Genomic DNA, 20926 nt, shown 5'->3' on the forward strand with positions numbered 1-20926 from the left:
ATACGCAACGCCCAAATAGCTTTTAATCCACGCGGTCCTTGCGGATCGCGACGCGAGCTACCGATCACCGAGGGTAGCAACGTCCTCCTTTTAATCCACGCGGTCCTTGCGGATCGCGACTCCATTGTGCTGTCTGTTAGCCTACTTTATGTATCTTTTAATCCACGCGGTCCTTGCGGATCGCGACGTGATGTTCATCTCGTTTTTGTCGGCAGTAAGCTTCTTTTAATCCACGCGGTCCTTGCGGATCGCGACTGCCTTGCAATGTTGCTGTGCCCACGGGTACTACCTTTTAATCCACGCGGTCCTTGCGGATCGCGACGTATTGACGGATGGTGGCAGTCGGGCGGCGTCCAAGCTTTTAATCCACGCGGTCCTTGCGGATCGCGACTTTTGCTCCAGCCGCGTCCGTCGTCGTACTGGCCTTTTAATCCACGCGGTCCTTGCGGATCGCGACTATTTGCCTACATTAGTGTCATGTGCTGCGTTATCTTTTAATCCACGCGGTCCTTGCGGATCGCGACTTTAATCACATACTTATGCAGCGGATTTGCGCATCTTTTAATCCACGCGGTCCTTGCGGATCGCGACGAGTCCTTTTGAGCTTTTAAAAGTGTTATAAATGCTTTTAATCCACGCGGTCCTTGCGGATCGCGACAAATCCTCATCATATTTATGAGTATACAAGTCTTCTTTTAATCCACGCGGTCCTTGCGGATCGCGACGCAAGAGCACCTGGCCATGCAGTGATAACCGTGACCTTTTAATCCACGCGGTCCTTGCGGATCGCGACCGAGCCACTTGAAGAAGCTCATTATCAACAGCAATCTTTTAATCCACGCGGTCCTTGCGGATCGCGACGCGCTGCTGAAGCTTTAGCTCAACAACAGGTACAACTTTTAATCCACGCGGTCCTTGCGGATCGCGACAAAAATAAATACTCAATTTGCCGACGCGGACGCCTTTTAATCCACGCGGTCCTTGCGGATCGCGACAATGGACTGAACGAACATGGGAAACTGGCAGCTGCTTTTAATCCACGCGGTCCTTGCGGATCGCGACCAATAATGCAAACGGGCGGTATATTAAATGGGCCCTTTTAATCCACGCGGTCCTTGCGGATCGCGACGCGGAGCAAATGCACGCTCTCGGTCAAGGGCTGGCTTTTAATCCACGCGGTCCTTGCGGATCGCGACGCTAGCAATTCAAGAAACCGCCATTTCGATTTACTTTTAATCCACGCGGTCCTTGCGGATCGCGACTCAATTTCTATCCATTCAGAAACAAGATTTCTATCTTTTAATCCACGCGGTCCTTGCGGATCGCGACTTCACCGTGGTACTGCGTGAGAAATGCGGCCACCTTTTAATCCACGCGGTCCTTGCGGATCGCGACGCAGTCGTATCCGTGATTCACGCTGATGATGAATGCTTTTAATCCACGCGGTCCTTGCGGATCGCGACTACCTTCGGCAACCACGTTGCCATAGTCGAGGAAGCTTTTAATCCACGCGGTCCTTGCGGATCGCGACATTGACAGGCGCCACCCCCGCGGTTCCAAATAGGCCTTTTAATCCACGCGGTCCTTGCGGATCGCGACATTCCCACCCTCCGCAGTATCTCGCTCTCGCGCGCTTTTAATCCACGCGGTCCTTGCGGATCGCGACTGTGAGGAAGGTATAAACAATGGACTCATTGCTCTTTTAATCCACGCGGTCCTTGCGGATCGCGACCAAAAAACGGCCAGCGCAACAGCAAAATCAGCTTCCTTTTAATCCACGCGGTCCTTGCGGATCGCGACGGCATCAAGAAGTCCGTCTGTTTCGATGTCGAACTTTTAATCCACGCGGTCCTTGCGGATCGCGACACTTCCAGTCGGCCTCAGTCAGCTGCTCACAGATACTTTTAATCCACGCGGTCCTTGCGGATCGCGACGCCATAAGCGTCAGTCATCATCCTGCGGTCAATCTTTTAATCCACGCGGTCCTTGCGGATCGCGACGCCGCTCCATCATCCAGTAGATTGCCCATTGGTGACCTTTTAATCCACGCGGTCCTTGCGGATCGCGACGAAATGGGCCAGCCGCTTCTACAAACTCATGGTACTTTTAATCCACGCGGTCCTTGCGGATCGCGACCCTGTTTTTGAGTATGAGGATGCCGCTTACATTGCTTTTAATCCACGCGGTCCTTGCGGATCGCGACAGATGTCGCGGACGTAGTAGACCCGCTGGAATTTACTTTTAATCCACGCGGTCCTTGCGGATCGCGACCAATGCAAATACAGCGGTGGGGCGAGTGCGTGCGCTTTTAATCCACGCGGTCCTTGCGGATCGCGACGTGCAGTGCTTCGGCATGGGAAATATCGTAAAGCTTTTAATCCACGCGGTCCTTGCGGATCGCGACCAACTTTTCGCAGTTATCGCATATCATACCGCACTTTTAATCCACGCGGTCCTTGCGGATCGCGACATAAAACGATTACGGTCTGCAAGGTCGGAGATGCTTTTAATCCACGCGGTCCTTGCGGATCGCGACGAACCTGCTCACAGATGAGATTGCAGAACTTTGGCTTTTAATCCACGCGGTCCTTGCGGATCGCGACCAGCTCGTACATCTTAAAGGAATGCTTTGCACCGCTTTTAATCCACGCGGTCCTTGCGGATCGCGACCATGGGAGCCTCACACGTGTCCAGATATCCCAGACTTTTAATCCACGCGGTCCTTGCGGATCGCGACGTTTGGCCGCCCTAGGCAAACAGCAGGGCCAATACCTTTTAATCCACGCGGTCCTTGCGGATCGCGACATAATTCGTCCGGGCATATTGCAGGCCCGTGCGCTTTTAATCCACGCGGTCCTTGCGGATCGCGACAGCCTCCGAATGCTTTTTCCCACATTTCGATGTTCTTTTAATCCACGCGGTCCTTGCGGATCGCGACGGGCAGTTCAGAAGGTGCCATGTCCTCTTCATTGCACTTTTAATCCACGCGGTCCTTGCGGATCGCGACGGCACAGGCCGGTGAGATAAATAAAATCGCAACACCCTTTTAATCCACGCGGTCCTTGCGGATCGCGACTGTTCTATCTTTTCTCTTAGGAATTGCAACAGCTAATCGGATGTCACGCGCGCACCATCCGATTAGCGTTCCCAAAATTCATAAAATTTTAGCATTTTTGTGTTTTGCTTAGTTATAGCCTTATCTGCGGAGTTATAAGGTTTTTATGTGAGCTTCTGGTTCGCGCTACAGGATATGCACTCCTTCGGGATCGAAGGTCTGCTTAGCTCCGATATGTTCTACTCGTTTTTTCCAATTATTCCCCAATTGATAATACCGCAGGCTGTCCGTTTCCGTGTCTATTATCTTTTCCAATTTATGGCACAGTTCAAGTCTTTGGGCCTGATCAACAAGACATTCAAAGACAGAGTTCTGAACCCTTTGGCCGTAATCTTCACAGATTTTAGCAACTCGCCTAAGCCGCTTACGGCCATCTGCAGTTTGCGTGTTGACATCATATGTTATCAGCAACAACATTTTATCATATCCTCATTTCCAATGAAAAGGCGGATATCCGTCAAGGTCGCCGCGAAGGTAGGCTGAAAATAACATCGCCTGCGTATGGTACATCAAGCCTAACGGAATTTTTTCGTTGAGGAATGGATGGATCAGTTCGTCCCTTTTGCGTTCCTGATAATTTTTCAAAATCTCCTTGCGGCAGGCGTCATCCATTGTAACGCCGCCGGTCTCCGCTCGCGTAAAGTTCCCGGGTTTTACCTGTTTTCTGTTGATAAGGCTCAACACAAGCCGATCCGCTATCATGGGGCGGAACTCCTCTATGATGTCTAAGGCAAGGCTCGGCCGCCCAGGCCTGTCCGCATGAAGAAAACCCACGGCCGGATCCAGCCCAACACCCTCAAGAGCAGAAGCAATGTCATGTGTGATTACAGTATATATGAATGAGAGCATAGCATTAACATTATCCATTGGCGGCCGACGGCTTCGTCCATGAAAATTAAAATGATCTTTTCTAGCCACGATAAGATCGTCAAAAACGGCGAAATAGCTCCTCGCGGCATCTCCTTCGATGCCTCTTACCGTCTCGAGCGGAAGCCAAGTTTTCAGGTGTGTAAGGACTTCGCCGAGGTTTACAATGGCCTTCTGCAGCCTTGCCGCGCCGGAGCTGCCAGGGTATTCCCGAAGCGCCCGTGATAATACCGTCCGGCAGTTTGCAATTTTTGCCGCGACGAAACGTCGCGCAATCTCAGCTCTTTGTTTTTCGTCATCGGCAATCCTGTATTGCTTGCGCCTAACAAGGACATTGCCGGAGACGCCGCCATTTACTCTAGCGAGAAATTTGCCGTTTTCCGTAAAGAAGGAGACACCGACACCGTTTTCTCCACACATTCCAAGAAGAGCCGGCGAACACATGACATTGCCAAAGCATAAAATATTAGACTGGTTGTGGATCGGAAAACGCTGCTTCAGCTCTTTATCGACGTAGACGGCTATCGTCTCTCCTTCTTTGCACAGATAAGATCCCTGTGTGAGAATGTAAAGACTGTTTTGTAGTTTTTTCATTACAGGCCCCCCTCGTCAGATTCACAGAAAAAGCTCTCAAAATATTGGTTGGCGTCTATTCTTTTGATCGCTTTGGGCATACAGATATCATACAGAGAGCAGCCTTTGCATTTTTTGTCATACCTGGGGGGTGGCGTTTTACCTTCCGCTAGAAATTTATGTACGGATTCCGCCGTCTCCACTGTCTGTTCTCTGAGGCAATAATCGAACGTTATCTCCTGCCGGCGCCTACTTTCTCCCCAGTAGATAGCCCCCATGTCGATTTGCGTTTTCAGCATCTCTTCAAGGCACATACATTGTGCGCAGAGCTGGATCATATACGGAAGCTCCTCATGCGTACTTCCGCGCTTGTATTCGACAGGGTACGGGACCCAGAGCCCCTCCGCGCCGGGGATAACGATTCCAGAATCGGCGGACCGGTGAAATTCTACAATATCTGAAGTCCCGGAAAGCCCGAGGGCAAAGGAGTGCAAACGAAGCGACATTCTGATTTTAAGATCTCTTCGGTTTTCGGCAGACTCTGAATGAGCCCTTTCGTGCATTATCTCTCCGTCTACAGTGGCTGCATTTTCATCCCAATGCTGTTCTATGCCTATAAGGGCGGCACGTCTTTTACAAAAAGTGTAATGCTGAAGCAGCGAAATGGAGACAAGTTCTTCTTCGTCATACATTTTTATTTCCCTCCACGCGTGAGTTAAGCCGTCTTAAATGAAGGCTCCGCCTGCCATGTCGATCCTCCTATTGTCTAACACACCTGCCATGTAACCTATAAACTTATCATACCTATAGGGCCAGAAGAATATATCAGGATGGCTCTTTAACTTTTCCACTCCCAATTTTGAGGCAGAACGACAAAAAATCTGCACGCTATATTCCTGAAGCTCCCTCCAGTCTACAGGTTCATGGTTTTCAAGCCGTTCTTTAAGCTGAGCGTCAACGATAACGGTAACAGTCTGCGTGTCAATTACTTTGAACTTCTCTTCGACTGTTTTAAATTCAAGCGCTCCCTCATGTTTGACAAGATCATTTTCCAAACTTGCCGTTTGGTTCAACTCGTTCAGTTCACGCCTCAATGCGTCTGTGCACATCTTTGAAAGATCTGCATTTTCTTCGCATAGATTTTCATTTTTAGAAAAGAGTTCCATCAATATTTGTGAAGATGTGTCGAAGCTGGGATGGCGTTTGAGCAGTCCGTCAAAATTGAGCTCTATTGTCCAGACGGTCGAATCAGTGTATTCTTGCTCGTCGTTTCGCCGTATCCGTCCTGCAAGCTGCAGCAGGTTGACCAAGCCGGCAGCCTCTCTAACGCCAGTTCTGAAAGAAAAGTTGACGCCGGCCTCAACACAGGAGGTCGCGACCAGCGTCCAGTTCGTGTCTTTTTTATCATTGAGGCGGTCTTTTATTTTATCCACCAAATGTTCTCTGTCGACAGGAGCGAGCGCCGTCGAGATATGTTCCACGGCATCCGCGCCACACCGTTCCTTCAACATCTGCGCGATGACTGCGGCGGATTGGACAGTGTTGAGAATGACTAATCTGGGGCCTTCCAAAGAGAGCAGCCAGTCACACAGCTCTTCTTCTTTCATTTTTCCCCTCATACAGCGATAACGTATACGGCGCTTTTCTGCGTTATAAAGCCCCCTGCGAAAATCCTCGGGCAGTAAAGAGGGGATATCGGGCTGCCCTTCGTCTATCTCCTTCAGTTTCCATAATTTATAAAGGGAACCGGAAGCAAGTATAAAATGGCAATTCCATATACTGGAATATTCTTTGATCCATTTCCATGCAAGCGGCCACAATTTTATGGGAAGCGCCGTATGGGCCTCATCAATAAAGACGCTGCTGTTTGTAAGCTCATGAAGTTTGCGAAGCGCGGAAGGCGACGCCGCGGCCATCGTTTCAAAAAACTGAACAGCGGTAGTCACCACTATTGGAGCGCGCCACAGCACTGAGAGCTTTCTGCTGTTTTCGTCTTCAAATTCAGCCTTATGGTGTATGGCGCTGACTACACGCTTCATCTCCGCTTCACTTTCACCCGGCAGGCGAAGAGCTTCCCTCAAAATGTCGACTGTTTGGTTTAGTATGTTGGTAAAGGGCAGAACGATAAAAAGATGCCGAAGGTTCCTATCCGCCGCCGTTTTAAGCTGACAGGCCGCTAACGCGGTAGTTTTTCCCGTTCCCACTGGGCTGTCGCAGAAGGTGATTTCGTGGTCTGTATCCGCACTACGGCAATGTACATACATTTGGTTTCTATTTTCATTTCTTTCAGAGTGCTTCGTCCCCGGAGATTGAAGTGACGCGATATACCGATCAAGCGCCTCAAGTCTTTCTCTAGCGCGCAGGGGAGGAAATTCCTTTTCCTCCAAATCGTTATAATTTACCGCCGTATCCGAGTGATCCGCGTCCACAAGACACGAGAACAAGAGACGCATCGTCACGGGAAGCTTGACTTCATCTTCGCAACGCTGTTTTAGAATATTTTTTCGCTCTCTTTGCAACGCGGTGTCGTGGAAGGTGAGATATTGTTCAAGGTTGCGTTCGCTGTCGGCACAGCTATTTTCATCTTCAGAACGATATTTAAGATCCTGCGCCGTAGGCATGGCAGGCAAGTTGGGCAGCCCTTTATGATGAGCATATATCATAAGGGCGCTTAAGGGAGCTTTTTTCTGCGTCATGTAAAGTGCGCCCGCATCCCAATGTTTTATAGGCAGGCTCCTTGCAGCACGACGTCCATTAAGAACATCCTGATTTAAAGCATTCAGTTTTCCTAAATCATGAAATTCAGCGGCAAGCATAAGCCGTGCGGTCATAAACTTGTAGCGCGGCCGCTCCCCTTTCACCGGCTTTATTGCGAGAGCAAAGCGTGAGCATCGCTCACAGACATTGAGGACATGGACGCAATAGTCCTGAGCAGGAATATCCTGCTCAGGACGCGCGCTGTGCGCAAGAAAGGTGCTTACTGGGCAATCAGGTCCGTGCATGTGACTTTATCCTTCAGCTCTGAAGGCAGTCCAGCAGCAAGTTCGTAATCTGTAAGCGCCGAAGAGGGCGCGGCGATATCACCCTTTCTTTTCGGCGTAAGGGCATCAATAAGCGCAAAGTCGGAACAGCTGCCAAGCGGGTTTTTATGTTCGCAGAACCACGCCTGACGCACCTCCACAAATGGACGTATGGCGGAACGATTGTGCGAATAGGCGTAAGGGATAAGCGCCTTCATCACCTCAATATCCATCGCCGTGCATCCAGATTTATGCGCACAGTTTGGATTGACAAAAAACGGCATGACATAGAGGCCGTGAGTCACTATTTTATAGGCCATTGGAGCCATTCCCTGATTTTTACCCTCCTGGACGCCCGCCTTATTTGTGTTCGTCTGCGCCTCATACTGGATCGGAGAGAGGGAGATGCCCATGCCGAACTGAACGACGCCGGTTTTGATGCTGGCTTTGTCCATATTATCCTCAAGGAAGGTATTTCCAAAAATTCTGCCGTCCCAGTATTTATCCTTAAAAGAACCGTCAGCGATTTCCTTTTGTATCTCTTTTCTGTTGCGGCCCCTGGACTCAAGGATCATAAACTTCTCGTCCTCAAGCTTCAGCTTTGCCTTCATATAATTCCAGACTGGCCCCTCTTTATCCTCGACAAGATCGCGGAGCTTCCTCTTAAAAGAGACAGGGGAGATCTCCCCGCGTCCGTCATACCGCCTGCGTGGGGCGCCATCCACATCAGGATCTCCATTGGGATTTGAATTTATTACCTCCAGCACTAAAAGTCCGGTAACGCGGTTGAGAAATTCACTACTCATTTTCCAGTCCTCCCTTTGATATGTTTGCTTCCAGATTGACCTGCGGATCTGACGTGTCGTTTTCTTTTTCACTCTTTACTGAGCAGCCTGCCATGTATCCTAAATAGAGCTGTGCCGTCTCCTCCGGATTCAGACGGCTGGTGGGAAGAGAATCATAATCCAATTCTTTACTTATTGTGTTAAACTGCCGGTCCAACCAGCGGCTGAGCCGCCAGTCTTCGTCCTGGTCTGTTTTACTCCATGTCAGGTATGGCCTGATACGCTGCCCCAGCGTACCTATGACCTCCCTCGGATGAAGCTCCGCTTCGGCAAGCATGGCGTTTCCCACCAGCTGCATGGGCACATTAACGGTCTTTGATCTAGCGTCCTTGGGCGTCCTAATATATTTGCAGTACTGATACTGAAGACTGTCCGCCAACGCCAGAAGCGTCCCTATCTTAAATATTGAACTGTTCATGTAATCCTCCTTTTTACAGCCAAGCTTGTAAAGAAGCAGCGCAAGAATGGCCGGATTTGCTATCTTGTCTCCGCCCTTTTTTCCGGAGAGTATGACGCCTCGGTGCATCGATTCTCCCAAATGCGCAAAAAAGGGCGCAGTGTTTGACATAAAAATTGAAAGCAGATTGTTCAGGTATCCCGTCTCTTTTTCTTTGAGCAGCAGGACAAGCCCCTCAAGTGGGTCTACCCTCTTCGACGGAGAATATTCTGTGCCATTCTGACGCCACACCTTATTTGCGTACAGAGCGAATTCTTTGGGGAAAATGGCTCTCATGTGCGATATTACCACCTCGCCTTTGCTGTCGCCCCAGTCCCGCATTACAAGCAGTTTATCCGGGAGGTTTTTGCAGGCCGCCGTCCATTCCTCGGCTGCGTGCATAAACTGTTCGGCGGAAAAGTTGGTGTAATAAACGACCTTAGTGCGCGCCTTGTCCATTTTTTTGATCGCGAATATAAGTATCTCTATCTCAGAGATACTTCGGCAGCGTCCCTGCAGCGTCTCTATCACCTGTTTTGAGAGTTCTTCAAAGGTGGCTCGATCTGTCTCAAAATCGTTGCCCGTCATCGCGGCGGTGGTAGGCGACGCATCAAACGACATAACTTCGTCATATTCATCTTCGTCTACCACCTCTTTGGGAATAAGGCGAGGATAAGCAAAGAGGAGTTCTTTGTCGCCCATGACGTCCCACGTTTTTCCCTTGAGGTCATCCTGAGAGAGCGACTCCAAAGCAAGTTTAGCGCTGCGGCGGCTCTCGTCCCCCATTGGAAATGACTCATAATCGGCTACCCCGTAACGCAGCTGGCACGGGGCCTCCTTCACCATTGAACGAAGGATAACATCACCGAGCACCGGCACTCTTACGCTGGGCATTTTTTCATTCATCTTATACGCAGGATTATTGAAGGCGTCCCGCGCCTTGGGCAGCTCGTCCGCTTCCGGCGCCTTTGAAGCCGCGAGCAGGCGGCGGTTGATCCAGCCTACGGTATTTCGATGCGCAACAGAGTTGCCCTCCGGGCCGTAGTCCATAATATCCAGATAGACCATCTCACTGGGAATGGTTGAGCTGATCGGTTTCGTCAAAAATAATAACGGCGAATAGAACTCCCAGTCTTCGAAGCTCTCGATTCTTGACAGTGCAAAAGTAAAGACCGCGTCCATGAATTGTTCCGCATTTATTTTTTCGATGCGTTCATGCAGCGTGCAATAACTGGAACATCTGCCCTCAGCATCTTCTGGCTTGATTTGCTGCCAAAGATTTGCGGCGGTATCCTTGATACATTTTTTGACCTTGGCAGTTACCTTTTCACGGTATTGCGGCATCGCAGCATCCGCGCCTGATGGCGCGTTATATATAGCCTGACGAAGAGACTGGGCGTCGAAGGTCGTTTTAAATTTTTGCAGCAAATATTTTGGACGCTGTTTTTCTGGGATCGTATTCAGCATTGCGTTTTCTTCAGGGAACCGGGCCAGTATATATCCTCTAATAAATTCGTTGATCTCCAACGGGACGCTGGGCGGCAGATTGAACCCCGGGAACGAAAATCCGTTTGATTCTTCATATTTTCTCAGACCGGCGGCGTTTTCTGCCTTTATTCGAGTGATGCCGTCAACGCAGGGCGACCCGACGCAGAGCGTGATTTTATACAGGTCGCCCTTTGCCATCGGTTTCAGCCTCTGATCCCACTCCTGCGTTGCGATGTTTTTGAACGCCGGATTGACTCCGGCTGGATAAAGTTCATTGAGCATAGCTGTCACCTTCTCGCTGTGGATAACTTAGTGCTCCCTCTTTGATCGGGACGTTCTGAGCAAAGCAGAAACGCGGCTGCGAATCAAATCCGTCGGGAAAAACTTCCATAAGAAGGCTGGGAATGACCATATTGATATCGCGGCAGCGATGAGTCTCACTCCGCAACGGCCCCAGATAGTCCGGCGCAAATTCGTTCCACCCAAGCGATGGCATCCGATATAACTGGCCTCTCTTCAGCCTGCGTTCAAATATCGCTTTGTAAGCGTGTCCGGGCGACGTCGTATTGGCGTCCCATTGCTTTGCCTTGTCCGTCATTTTTTCCCTGCCGCAAGCTAGAGGGCGCGCCTCGGCGTACAATTTATAACAGACGTCGACAAGAATGGTCGCCAGCAGCTGATAGTTTGAGCCGCTGGATATTGCGCTGGAATGTCTCAGCGGGCCGCCATAGTTGGTAATGTAATTTTCAAACCTAATTGGCGAGCATATTTCGACCCTCTGCGGTATAATGGTTACAGCAGGCCCCCAATTTATTGATTCGAATATTCCGCGCACCGCAGACGCAGTAGGGACAGTGTAGCTGACAGGAACATCTCCCGTGTCAGGGCGCGTAAACATAGCACAGGGGCCGCTGATTTCGCAAGAGATCTCGTAGATTTTTTGCATTGTGTAAATGCCTCCTTTCTACATATTATTTATTTTTTAAAGGCAAGACGACGGGGGCTCCTGCCTTCAAAAAATGATTCGTTGATTGACGAGGTCAATATAACACAAGAACGGCTCCTCGTCAATAAGATTAATAAACTTCAACATTATATGACTATTATAATTTAATTATCTTTAATGTTGTAGGACCTTATAAATACCGCATTTTAAATGAAGAGCGCGCACCTACAATAGTAGGCGCGCGCTCTTCATTTAAGATTTAATACATCTTCAACATTATATATTTTAATCCACGCAGTCCATACGGGCCGCGACAGCGAAGTTTCTATTGGCCTGTCCCTCGCATCCGCTGTATTATAATACATAGACGTTATTTGAAAAGACATTTACACGCTGCACTATTTGGAGTTTTGCAATTCTGTTGCTGCGGGAACAATGCTAAAGACAAATCGCGGCGCTCATTGAGCGCCGCTTGTTTATTACTCCATTATACCCAACTCAACGCCTTCCTACACCCTCTCCCCGTTCACCTTCACCTCTACTCCGGACAATTTTTTGAATAGCTGCGCTTTTTGGCGCATGTGGTGGGCCTCGGGGGTCTTTACGTCGGGCAGGAGGTAGGTTTTTTCGAGGCGTTTGTAGGTTTCGGCGCCTAGTTTGTGATATGCCAGAAATTCCATGAAGCGCAGTTTTTTTATGCCTTTTACTATTTCGGCAAGCTCCGCGATATCTTCGTCCGCGTCGTTTATTCCTGGGATGAGCGGGGTGCGCGTCACAATGCCTATGTTATTTTTGGAGGCGTCCGCGCGGCGGATGTTTTCTAAAATAAGGCCGTTGCCTATGCCTGTCAGTTCTTTGTGGCGGGCGTTGTTTGGGTGTTTGATGTCAACGTGCAGAAGCGACAGAAGCGGCAGAAGCGGTTCTATCTCGCTCCACGGCGCGTGAAAGCTGCTTTCCATCGCGCAGTCGATGCCGCGTTTTGCGCAGCCTTCAAAGACTTCGCGCACGAAGGCGCTCTGCATAAGCGGCTCACCGCCGCTTATTGTGACGCCGCCGCCTGAGTGGAAGTAAAAAAGCTCGTCTTTTGCTATTTCGCGCACGGCCTCGTCCGCCGTCATCTGAAAACCGTATCCGGCGACCGCGGCCGACGGACAAATTTTGACGCATTCAAGGCAGCCGACGCACTTCGCAGCGTCAATTTCAGGGCGTCCGCCGCGCATCGTTATAGCCGCGCGTGCGCAGCTTTGCGCGCATTTGCCGCAGCCGGTGCATTTGTCACGGTTTATGCCTCGCTCCGGCTCCACGCGCTGAGACTCCGGCGTCGAGCACCAGAGGCAGCGCAGCGGGCAGCCCTTCAGGAAGAGGACGGTGCGAAGACCGTCCCCGTCGTATATTGAGCTTTTTTCTATTCTTAGGACGCTTCCCTTTGACGCCATCGCCTTAGCCGCAGCTGACGCAGTTGTCGTGCTGGACGGTCCTCGCTATTATGTCATCCTGCACCTCTTTGCCAAGCTCTACGAAGAAGGCAGTGTAGCCGGCGACGCGGACGAGGAGATTTCTGTATTCTTCCGGGCGCGCCTGAGCCTCAAGCAGTTTCTTCTGGTCTACGACGTTGAACTGCACGTGATAGACGCCAAGCGAGCAGAGGCTTTTGAGCATCGCCATTACCTGACGAATGCCGTTTTCGTTGTTTATCATCTCCGGGTCGAGCTTCATGTTAAGAAGCGTGCCCTGCACAAAGCGGTCGTGCGGGATGTTGGCCACCGATTTCAGCACAGCGGTGGGGCCGTTGAGGTCCGTGCCGCCGCTTGGGCTTACGCCGTCGGCGAGCGGCTTTCCAGCGCGGCGTCCCGACGGGAGCGCCCCAACTTCGACGCCAAATGGGGTGTTGCCGGAGACTGGCAGGATGCCTGGGGTCATGACGCCGAATTTGCTCCTGTAGCTTTCTATCTCGTCCGCAATATAGGAGAAGAGCTCCGCCGCAAGGCCGTCGACGGCTGTGTCGTCGTTGCCGAATTTCGGCGCTTCACAGCAGGCTTTGAGCACTTCGGGGGAGTCCTCGAAATCGCAGGAGAGCGCGTTCAGAAGGCCCGCCATCGTGACGCTCTTCGTATCGTAGACGAGATGTTTTATCGCGGCCACGCTGTTTATGAGGTCAGATACGCCGATGCAGATTATGCCGTTTCCGGTGTTGTATTTCGCACCGCCCCAGGCGTAGTCTTTCGCGTTTTCGATACATTCTTCGAAGCTTACAGAGAGCGCGGGCACGGGGCGTTCAAGGCATATTTCGTCGATGATGTGGCTTGCCTTGACGACGACCTTTATCACGTAATGGAGCTGCGCTTTGAGCGCCGCCATAAAGTCTTCAAATGTTCCAAAGCTCGTGGGGTCGCCCGTCTGCGCGCCAGCCAGTTTTCCGCTCTTTCTGCATTTTCCGTTAAGCAGCACAAATTCTACGACGCTGCCGAGGTTTATGTCCGCAAGCGCCGAATATCCGCGCACTTTTCCTGCGAGGTTCGTCTCGACGCAGCCGCCGGGGTTCCAGTCAAGCGCCTCGCGGATGGGGATGCCCTTGTTCATCAGCATACGGATGCCAACCTCGTCGTTGTGGAAGGCGGGGAAGCCCGTTCCCATCGCCATGAGTTCTACTATCTTGCGCAGGAAGGAGTTGGGGTTCTTGGCCATGTTGTAGCGCACGGAAAGCGAGGGCTGGTAAAGCTGCGTATCCATCGTGGCCTGAAGTATCATGTATGAAAGGTCGTTTACCGCGTCTCGTCCCATCTTGTCTACGCCGCCGGCGCAGAGGTTCTGGAACATCGGGTATCCAGAGGCGTATTCCGCGGACTTTTCATCCTGGAAGAGGCACGGCTCGGAGAATTTTACCCAGAGGCAGCCGAAAAGTTCCTGCGCCTGTTCTGGCGTAAGGCGTCCCGCCGCTACGTCCGCCTTGTAAAACGGATAGAGGTACTGGTCCATGCGCCCCGGATTGTAGGCGGCGGCGTTCTGTTCCATGAATATGCATATCTGATAGAAATAGAATGACTGCATCGCCTCGCGGAAGGTGCGCGCAGGGTAGGCTGGCACGCGGCGGCATATCCGCGCTATTTCGCGAAGCTCCGCTCTGCGCGCGGCCACGGGTTCCGCCGCGGCAAGTCTGTCGGCTTCAGCGGCGTAGCGTTCGGCAAGCGTCTCCATGCCTTCGCAGACGACAAGCAGCGCGTCAAGATAGACCTCTTTTTCGTAGTCTCCTGGAATGGTGGCGTCCAGCTTCGCTTTGCGATCAAGTATCCTCTTGCGCAGGCCTTCCACGCCGTTGTTGATGAACCATTCGTAGCCCGCCGTCACCTCGCCCCAGCCGCGCACGGCCTTTTTGTCGATGTAGAGCGCTCCGTTGTCGCGAAGCGCCGCCACGTCCTGCGGGATGCGCGCAAGCCACTCTTCGTAGTTGGAACGCCCCTTCCAATAGGGACGGATTATCTCTTCAAAGTCTTTTTTATCCTCGGGCAGCAGTTTGAACTTGTCGTAGCTGCGCGTATTTATAGTTTCAAGCTCGCGGTCGAGCACCGACCAGCAGACGTCCGCGGAAAGTATGCCGCCGCGTATCTTGCTGCCGGCGTTTCCAACGATCAGCTCGTCGTCCCATATTTTGACGCTCTTTTCGCGGCACTGCTTCAGGAAGGCCTTCGCCTTGCGCGTGACGAGGTTCTCCCCCTGAGTTTCTACAAAGCTCTGCGTCAGCAGCTTCGCGTCCTCAAGGTCTATTTCGGGATAGGTCTCAAAGACTTTCGCCTTTAGCCTGTTTATGCGTTCCATGTATTTCGGGCTTTTTTCTTCCATATTTTCCATCACAGTCAGCCTCCCTAGTTCATCTCTTCGTATTCTGTTCTTGAAATTATCTCGTTCTGAGTGTTTTCGTTGAGCTCCGCGAAATAGGCGCTGTAGCCTGCGACGCGAACGATGAGGTCTCTGTGCTCCTCGGGGCGGCTCTGCGCCTCACGAAGATCTTCGGACGAGACTATGTTGAATTGTATATGATGGCCGCCCAAATCGCACCATGTGCGCACGTAATCCGCGAGGATGGCGGCGGAGTTTGGTGCGGACAGAAGCGACGGCGAGAATTTCTGATTATAAAGGACGCCCTGGAGCACCTCCATGTGGTCTATCTTGCTCATGGAAAGCACAGCCGCGGTAGGGCCGTTTGTGTCGCGTCCGCCAGCCGGAGAGGCTCCGTCCGAGAAGGGAATGGCCGCCTCTCTTCCGTCGGGCGTGGCTCCAGTCAGCTCGCCGAAATAGACGTGCGTAGAGACTGAATGCAGCTCCGGTATGTAGAAGCCTCCGCGCATACAGGGATACTGCGTCACTTCGCGGCAGAAGATATGCGACGCGTCCCGCGCAAGCAGGTCTGCGTAATCGTCGTCGTTGCCGAACTTTGGCGCGGCTTCGCAGAGTTTTTTAACGGCCTCCGCTCCCGCGAAATTATTTTTGAGCGCGGCAAGCATCGCCTTGGGGCCGACGCTTTCGTCGTCAAAGACGGTCTTTCTCACGGCGGCCATCGCGTCCGCAAGCGAGGCCAGGCCTACTCCGAAGATGCCGGAGAAGTTGTAACGGACGCCGCCCGCCTGGCGCGTTACGCCAGTCGCGATGCAGTCGTCCAGCATCGCGGAGGTGAAGGGTTCCGGCGCGTGCGAGGCGTGCGCCCCGTCTATTAGGTCATAGGCGCGTACTATAAGCTCGACGAAGTGCGCCACCTGTTTTTCAAAGGCGCCAAACAACCCGTCGAAATCCTTGAAATCTTCAAGGCGTCCCGTATGCGGCCCAACCTGCTTTCCGCTCTCGGGGTCCGCGCCGTCGTTCAAAGCAAGCAGGAATGCCTTGGGCAGGTTCACGTAGCCGCCGTTTGAGCGCGAGTCGCAGGCGCCCTCTATGTCCGACTCCACGCAGTTCATGCAGTAGCCGCGCGCCTCTTCGAGAGTAGCGCCGCGGATGAGGTGTTTTGGGATGATGCAGTTGTCGTTCATCACCGCCGGATAGCCGAGCCCCAGCTTTATCGTCTCGCAGGCCTTGATGAGCGCGCCCTGGTCGACCTTGTTGTGGTAGCGGAACGAAAGCGACGGCTGCGGAACGCGCGCGATGCCCGCCGCCTCCATGACGAGCTGCGTAAGCTCGTTGCAGACGTCCTCGCCGCGCGGCCCCTGACCGCCCAGCGTTATATTCTGAAATAGCGGAAAACCGGCGAAGGTGCGCGTCGTCACTGAATCCATCAGCTTTATTATCGCAGTGCATTTTATCCATATATGCGCGAGAAGCTCCACAGCCTCTTCATCAGTGAGGACGCCGTCTTCTTTGTCCTTTTTATAGAACGGATACATATACTGGTCAAAACGCCCCAGCAGCATGGCGTGCGGGTCCGCTTCTATCTGAGTGACGACATAGATGAGCCATACGCTTTGCAGCGCCTCGCGGAAACTGCGCGCGGGATGCTCGGGCACGCGGCGCAGCATAGCCGCAATGTCGGCAAGCTCCGTGCGGCGCTTGTCGTCCGCACATTCGGCGGCGAGCTTTTCCGCCTCGTCCGCGTAACGATGCGCAAAGGCGATGACCGCTTCGCATGAGATCTTAGCCGCGCGCCAGAAATCCACCTTCGCGCCGTCCGCCGCGCAGGCGGGACGGAACGTGGAAAGCTTTGCGTCAGCCTCTTCAATGATGCCGCGAAGCCCCTTTTCAAGCAGCTTTTTATTGTTTATCGCAATATTGCCGTGCGCCGTTCCCTGCGCGCCCACCGTGATCATGTGGTCGGCGATGGCCTCTTTCGTCTCATCGGAAACGAGGCCGTTGGTCACTGAGTCAAGCGAAGCGTCCTGCCAGCCCTCGAGGCACTTGCGCAGTATCTCCTTATTTTCATCTGTAAGCCCTATTGAGTCCGCGGGACGGTTTGCGAAATTGTCGAGGTCCGCCAGAATCCAGCGCGCGCCAAGCTCAGGGCAGGCGATGGGCGAACGCGGCTTAGGCGAATTGTGCCCGACGAAAAGCTCCTGCTCGTCGATGAAGAGCGTCATATTTTCGAGCACATGACGCAGCGTATAGGCGCGTTTCAAAACAGGCGGTTCCGCTGCCCAGAGCTTGTAGGCCTCTGTGACAAGCAGAGCGCGTTCCGGCAAAAGCTCCGTCGGGCGCTCCGTTATCATTCTCTTTTTCATGCCGGAAATACGTGATATGGTTTCTTCTCTGCTGGCTCTCATGCTGCATCCTCCCACTATTTTTGTTCAATTATATTAAGGTCGTATTTTTTTAGGATAGTTACCGCGTCGTTGTACTGAGCGTCGCTTGGGGGCAGCGTGTCGGCGAGCGCGTAGTTCCTGCCCAGCTCCTCATAAAGCCCGACGCCGAGGCGGTGATAACGCAATATTTCAACCGACGCGCCGGGACGCGCAGCCGCTGCGAAGGCACCAAGGCGTTCAAGCTCCTCCTTCGCGTCATTGCACCCTGGCACAAGCGGAAAACGAAGCAGCGCCGCGGCGTCGCTCTTCAAAATATATTCCGCGCCGCTCAGTATCCCCTCGTTGTCAAACCCAGTCAGCTTTTTATGAAGCGACGGGTCCATCGCCTTTATGTCCAACTGGATGAGGTCGGCCTTTTGCGCGACGCGCTTTAAGTCAGCGAGCGGCGCGCAGAGGCAGCTTTCTATAGCCGTGTGCACGTAATGCGCGCGGCATATATCAAGAAACTCAGCGGCAAATTCAGGCTGAGAGAAGACCTCTCCGCCTGACAGCGTAATACCGCCGCCAGAGCGCCGCCAAAACGGAGCGTCGCGACTCACCTTTGAAAAAAGTTCGTCCGCAGAGACGACGCTTCCAAAGACCTTCCCACTTTTTGATTTTTCTATTTCAAAACTTTGAGATTGAGGGCTGCAGCACCAGAGGCACCGCATGGGGCAGCCTTTGAGGAATACCGTGGTCCTTATGCCCGGCCCGTCGTGGACGGCATATCGAGCAATATTAAAGATCAACCCTTCCGCCATTAGCTTCCCTCTTTTCTTTTTTGGTAGTACCATAGGCACTACCAGCGTTTTATAAAATCATTATAAAACAATCGTTTGGATTGTCAAGCAATAACGACAAGAAGAAAAAGCGTAAACGGGCCGTCTGTGTATGACCTTAAACCGCCTTTTCAGCACGGAAGGCCGGGTCGTGCCTCGACGCCGCGCGCAGGGAGCAAAAAAGAATCAAAAAAGCTGCCGCGCGGCTGCGAAATGCGCTTGTCAAAACGCCTTTGCGCCCGAATGCGGCAGCTCATAAAACAAATGGAGGCTGTGGCCTGCGGCCTACTCTTTTACCATAGACCAATAGGGGCTGGAAATTGCCTTGATCATCTCGGGATGTTTTTTTATCATCACCTGGACAGACTCAAGCATGTGCCTCTGCAAAGTATCTCCGGCCAGTGCGGAATTTTTATCCTCAATGGCCTTTATTATGACCGCGTGGTCGGACTGAAGCTTCTGCATCCAGCCCGCTTCGTGCATAAGGTTTGGGTGGACCAGCATGTTGTTGCGCTCGACGAGGCTGTTGATGCTTTCGTTGAGGCGCGAAAGAATCGGATTGTGCGCCGCCTCTGTGACGAGGTTGTGAAGGAGCGCCTCCCACTTTCCGTTCTGCGTAAGCTCCTCCGGCGTGCCGTACGGGCAGGCGGCAAAATTCTCGTAGCATTCATGCAGTTTTACGATATCCTCGTCCGTCCTGCGCTGCGCTGCAAGGCGCGCCGCCGGCACGGAGATTATCGTCCTCACCTCAAGCTGATACGACACAAAATCCGCCGGCAGCATTTGCAGGCTCTGAAGGGAGTCCAGCATCCCAAATTCCTTGAGGCTCCTTATGAAGATGCCCTGACGTTCGCGCACCTCGATGATGCCCTCCGCCGCAAGAGAGATGACCGCTTCGCGCAGAACGTTTCTGCTCACGCTGAGCATCTGAGCCAGCTCCCTCTCCGAGGGGAGCTTGTCGCCCTCTTTAAGAGTGTTGGAATCTATCAGTTCGCGCAGTTTTTCCAGAACGATCGTCTTTTTGCTATCTTTTTTCTCCGCAGCGTTGATATTGAACATGGCGCCCCCCGCTCATCCCGTTTCAGGGAAAGATTATCCGCTAATTTTTTCCAGTAAAGCATAATTGTTGCCATATAAGTATAGCTGAATTTTAAAAACAAGCCAGTGGCAATACCAGTAGGTTTATATCACTTTTAAATAAGAATGTCACCTCTGTCTATATAAATAAATTGTACAGTTTCAACTCAAAATTTAAATACTTGACGTCCGTTGAATCAGATGCTATATTCTATCCACGCTGGCTGAACCTATGGTACTACCAAATTTCAGCAAAAGGTATACAGCGTATCCATAAAGCTCTGTATTTATAATCTATTACTCAAATAGGGGGAGTTCACATGGCATCAAAGAAAAAGGCACTACAGATCGGCGCGGGTATGGTAGGACGCTGCATCATCCATGATATGATCAGCGATTTTGATTTCGTTGTACTGGATATGAGCGAGGACAATCTTGCGGAGGCAAGACGTCTTTTCCCGGGAGTCCAGACTGTACAGGGTTCCGCCACCGATAAGGAACTTATTGCTAAACTTTCTGAGGACTGCGACATCATCACAGCGGCAATGCCCGGCACCGTTGGCTACAAAGTGACGCAGATCGCTATGGAGCTTGGAAAGAAACTTGCCAACGTCTCCAGCATGCACGGCCGCGCTGACGCCCCCTTCCATGAGATCGGACTGGAAACGGGCGGACTTGGCATTTCCATGATAGGCTTCGAGCCCGGAATGAGCAACTTCTTCGGCGGCCGCGGCTACTACAAGCTCGACAAATGCGAAGAGATGTACGTATATGTCGGCGGCGGTCTTCCCGTTGATCCGCGCCCCCCGTTCAACTACTTCACAACATGGTCGATCTCTGACAACCTCAACCAGTTCAACCAGCCCACAACAGTTGTGCGCGAAGGCAAAGAGATGGTCATCCCCGCGCTCAGCGAAGTTATGGACTTTGCAATAGAAGATTTCAAGCACCTTGAGTGCTTCACCAGCAACGGACTGGGCAGCCTCTTCCGCAGCTTCCACGACGTGCCCGAGATGGCGGCCTACACCGTACGCTGGCCCGGACTCGCCGCGCAGATGCGCCTCCTCAACGAGCTGAACCTCTTCGACAAGGAAGAGAGAATGCTCGGCAAAGTGAAGCAGGTCCCCCGCGACATCCTCATCGACGTATTCTCAAAGGCCTATGAGCGTCAGCCCGGCGAAGTCGACATGTCTGTCATGAAGATCGTCGTAAAGGGCATCAAAGACGGCGACCGCGTCACCTACACATGGGAGATCGCGCAGAAAGAGATCCCCGAGACCGGTTACACCTCAATGGCATGGACGACGGCCTGCACCTGCGGAATATTCGCGCGCGCGATGGTCGAAGGCAAGCTGACCGGCAAGGGAATGCTCTCCGCAGAGCATCTTGCGAAGGATGACGAGTTCTACAACTGGGTCATGGCGGAGCAGGCAAAGCGCGGCATTTTCTACAAAGAAAAGGTCGAAGTCGAAAAGAACGTAGCTCTCTGGGAAAAATAGAATAAACGACGCGCAGACGGGAAG

The 20926-nt window shown here is 52.3% G+C and carries 13 protein-coding genes and 1 CRISPR repeat array (1 of these 14 cut by a window edge); of the genes, 1 reads left to right on the top strand and 12 read right to left on the bottom strand.

The window, feature by feature from the left end; translation table 11 throughout:
* A CRISPR array of direct repeats spans nt 1-3076; the repeat unit is 32 nt; unit sequence TTTTAATCCACGCGGTCCTTGCGGATCGCGAC; it begins 1732 nt to the left of the window's first position.
* A 165-nt stretch (nt 3077-3241) separates the two neighbouring features.
* The 12 genes from cas2 to RRY12_02670 form a co-directional block, all read right to left on the bottom strand.
* A complete protein-coding gene (cas2, locus tag RRY12_02615; GenBank protein MEG2183546.1) occupies nt 3242-3532 on the bottom strand; it encodes a CRISPR-associated endonuclease Cas2 in 291 nt (96 codons plus the stop codon).
* 12 nt (nt 3533-3544) lie between these two features.
* Entirely contained in the window at nt 3545-4576 is a 1032-nt protein-coding gene (gene cas1c, locus RRY12_02620; GenBank protein ID MEG2183547.1) for a type I-C CRISPR-associated endonuclease Cas1c, read from the bottom strand.
* Entirely contained in the window at nt 4576-5247 is a 672-nt protein-coding gene (cas4, locus tag RRY12_02625; GenBank protein ID MEG2183548.1) for a CRISPR-associated protein Cas4, read from the bottom strand. The genes cas1c and cas4 overlap by 1 nt, the downstream gene beginning before the upstream one ends.
* A 33-nt stretch (nt 5248-5280) precedes the next feature.
* Complete coding sequence (locus RRY12_02630; protein ID MEG2183549.1) at nt 5281-7557, bottom strand: CRISPR-associated endonuclease Cas3''; 2277 nt, start codon at nt 7555-7557, stop codon at nt 5281-5283.
* Nucleotides 7533-8381, bottom strand: coding sequence for a type I CRISPR-associated protein Cas7 (locus RRY12_02635; protein ID MEG2183550.1), 849 nt, complete (start codon nt 8379-8381; stop codon nt 7533-7535). Before RRY12_02635 ends, RRY12_02630 begins: the two co-directional genes overlap by 25 nt.
* A complete protein-coding gene (locus RRY12_02640) occupies nt 8374-10626 on the bottom strand; it encodes a hypothetical protein (protein MEG2183551.1) in 2253 nt (750 codons plus the stop codon). Before RRY12_02640 ends, RRY12_02635 begins: the two co-directional genes overlap by 8 nt.
* The gene (gene cas5, locus RRY12_02645) at nt 10616-11290 is read right to left on the bottom strand and encodes a CRISPR-associated protein Cas5 (protein ID MEG2183552.1); all 675 of its coding nucleotides are present in this window, start codon (nt 11288-11290) and stop codon (nt 10616-10618) included. Before cas5 ends, RRY12_02640 begins: the two co-directional genes overlap by 11 nt.
* A gap of 509 nt (nt 11291-11799) precedes the next feature.
* Nucleotides 11800-12726 carry a glycyl-radical enzyme activating protein gene (locus RRY12_02650; GenBank protein MEG2183553.1) on the bottom strand — a complete coding sequence of 309 codons (927 nt, stop codon included), beginning with the start codon at nt 12724-12726 and terminating at the stop codon, nt 11800-11802.
* A gap of 4 nt (nt 12727-12730) precedes the next feature.
* Nucleotides 12731-15136, bottom strand: a complete 2406-nt coding sequence (locus tag RRY12_02655) for a pyruvate formate lyase family protein (GenBank protein ID MEG2183554.1) — start codon at nt 15134-15136, stop codon at nt 12731-12733.
* Between the two features lie 14 nt (nt 15137-15150).
* Nucleotides 15151-17529 carry a formate C-acetyltransferase/glycerol dehydratase family glycyl radical enzyme gene (locus tag RRY12_02660; protein MEG2183555.1) on the bottom strand — a complete coding sequence of 793 codons (2379 nt, stop codon included), beginning with the start codon at nt 17527-17529 and terminating at the stop codon, nt 15151-15153.
* A 14-nt stretch (nt 17530-17543) separates the two neighbouring features.
* On the bottom strand, nt 17544-18308 hold the full coding sequence (locus RRY12_02665; GenBank protein MEG2183556.1) for a radical SAM protein: 765 nt from the start codon (nt 18306-18308) through the stop codon (nt 17544-17546).
* Nucleotides 18309-18611: 303 nt separating this feature from the next.
* A complete protein-coding gene (locus tag RRY12_02670; protein ID MEG2183557.1) occupies nt 18612-19385 on the bottom strand; it encodes a FadR/GntR family transcriptional regulator in 774 nt (257 codons plus the stop codon).
* A gap of 338 nt (nt 19386-19723) precedes the next feature.
* Between RRY12_02670 and RRY12_02675 the strand changes: the two genes are divergently transcribed.
* Nucleotides 19724-20902 (top strand): saccharopine dehydrogenase C-terminal domain-containing protein, encoded by a 1179-nt coding sequence (locus RRY12_02675; protein MEG2183558.1) that lies wholly within the window; start codon nt 19724-19726, stop codon nt 20900-20902.
* Nucleotides 20903-20926: the final 24 nt, after the last annotated feature.

Origin of the sequence: Cloacibacillus sp., from assembly GCA_036655895.1 — a bacterium.
GTDB lineage: Bacteria > Synergistota > Synergistia > Synergistales > Synergistaceae > JAVVPF01.

Coding starts and splice junctions, on each gene's coding strand:
- RRY12_02640 (MEG2183551.1), bottom strand. CDS start 10,626: ATGCTCAATGAACTTTATCCAGCCGGAGTCAATCCGGCGTTCAAAAAC.
- RRY12_02655 (MEG2183554.1), bottom strand. CDS start 15,136: ATGGAAAATATGGAAGAAAAAAGCCCGAAATACATGGAACGCATAAAC.
- RRY12_02675 (MEG2183558.1), top strand. CDS start 19,724: ATGGCATCAAAGAAAAAGGCACTACAGATCGGCGCGGGTATGGTAGGA.
- cas2 (MEG2183546.1), bottom strand. CDS start 3,532: ATGTTGTTGCTGATAACATATGATGTCAACACGCAAACTGCAGATGGC.
- cas4 (MEG2183548.1), bottom strand. CDS start 5,247: ATGTATGACGAAGAAGAACTTGTCTCCATTTCGCTGCTTCAGCATTAC.
- cas1c (MEG2183547.1), bottom strand. CDS start 4,576: ATGAAAAAACTACAAAACAGTCTTTACATTCTCACACAGGGATCTTAT.
- RRY12_02635 (MEG2183550.1), bottom strand. CDS start 8,381: ATGAGTAGTGAATTTCTCAACCGCGTTACCGGACTTTTAGTGCTGGAG.
- RRY12_02650 (MEG2183553.1), bottom strand. CDS start 12,726: ATGGCGTCAAAGGGAAGCGTCCTAAGAATAGAAAAAAGCTCAATATAC.
- RRY12_02665 (MEG2183556.1), bottom strand. CDS start 18,308: ATGGCGGAAGGGTTGATCTTTAATATTGCTCGATATGCCGTCCACGAC.
- RRY12_02630 (MEG2183549.1), bottom strand. CDS start 7,557: ATGCACGGACCTGATTGCCCAGTAAGCACCTTTCTTGCGCACAGCGCG.
- RRY12_02670 (MEG2183557.1), bottom strand. CDS start 19,385: ATGTTCAATATCAACGCTGCGGAGAAAAAAGATAGCAAAAAGACGATC.
- cas5 (MEG2183552.1), bottom strand. CDS start 11,290: ATGCAAAAAATCTACGAGATCTCTTGCGAAATCAGCGGCCCCTGTGCT.
- RRY12_02660 (MEG2183555.1), bottom strand. CDS start 17,529: ATGAGAGCCAGCAGAGAAGAAACCATATCACGTATTTCCGGCATGAAA.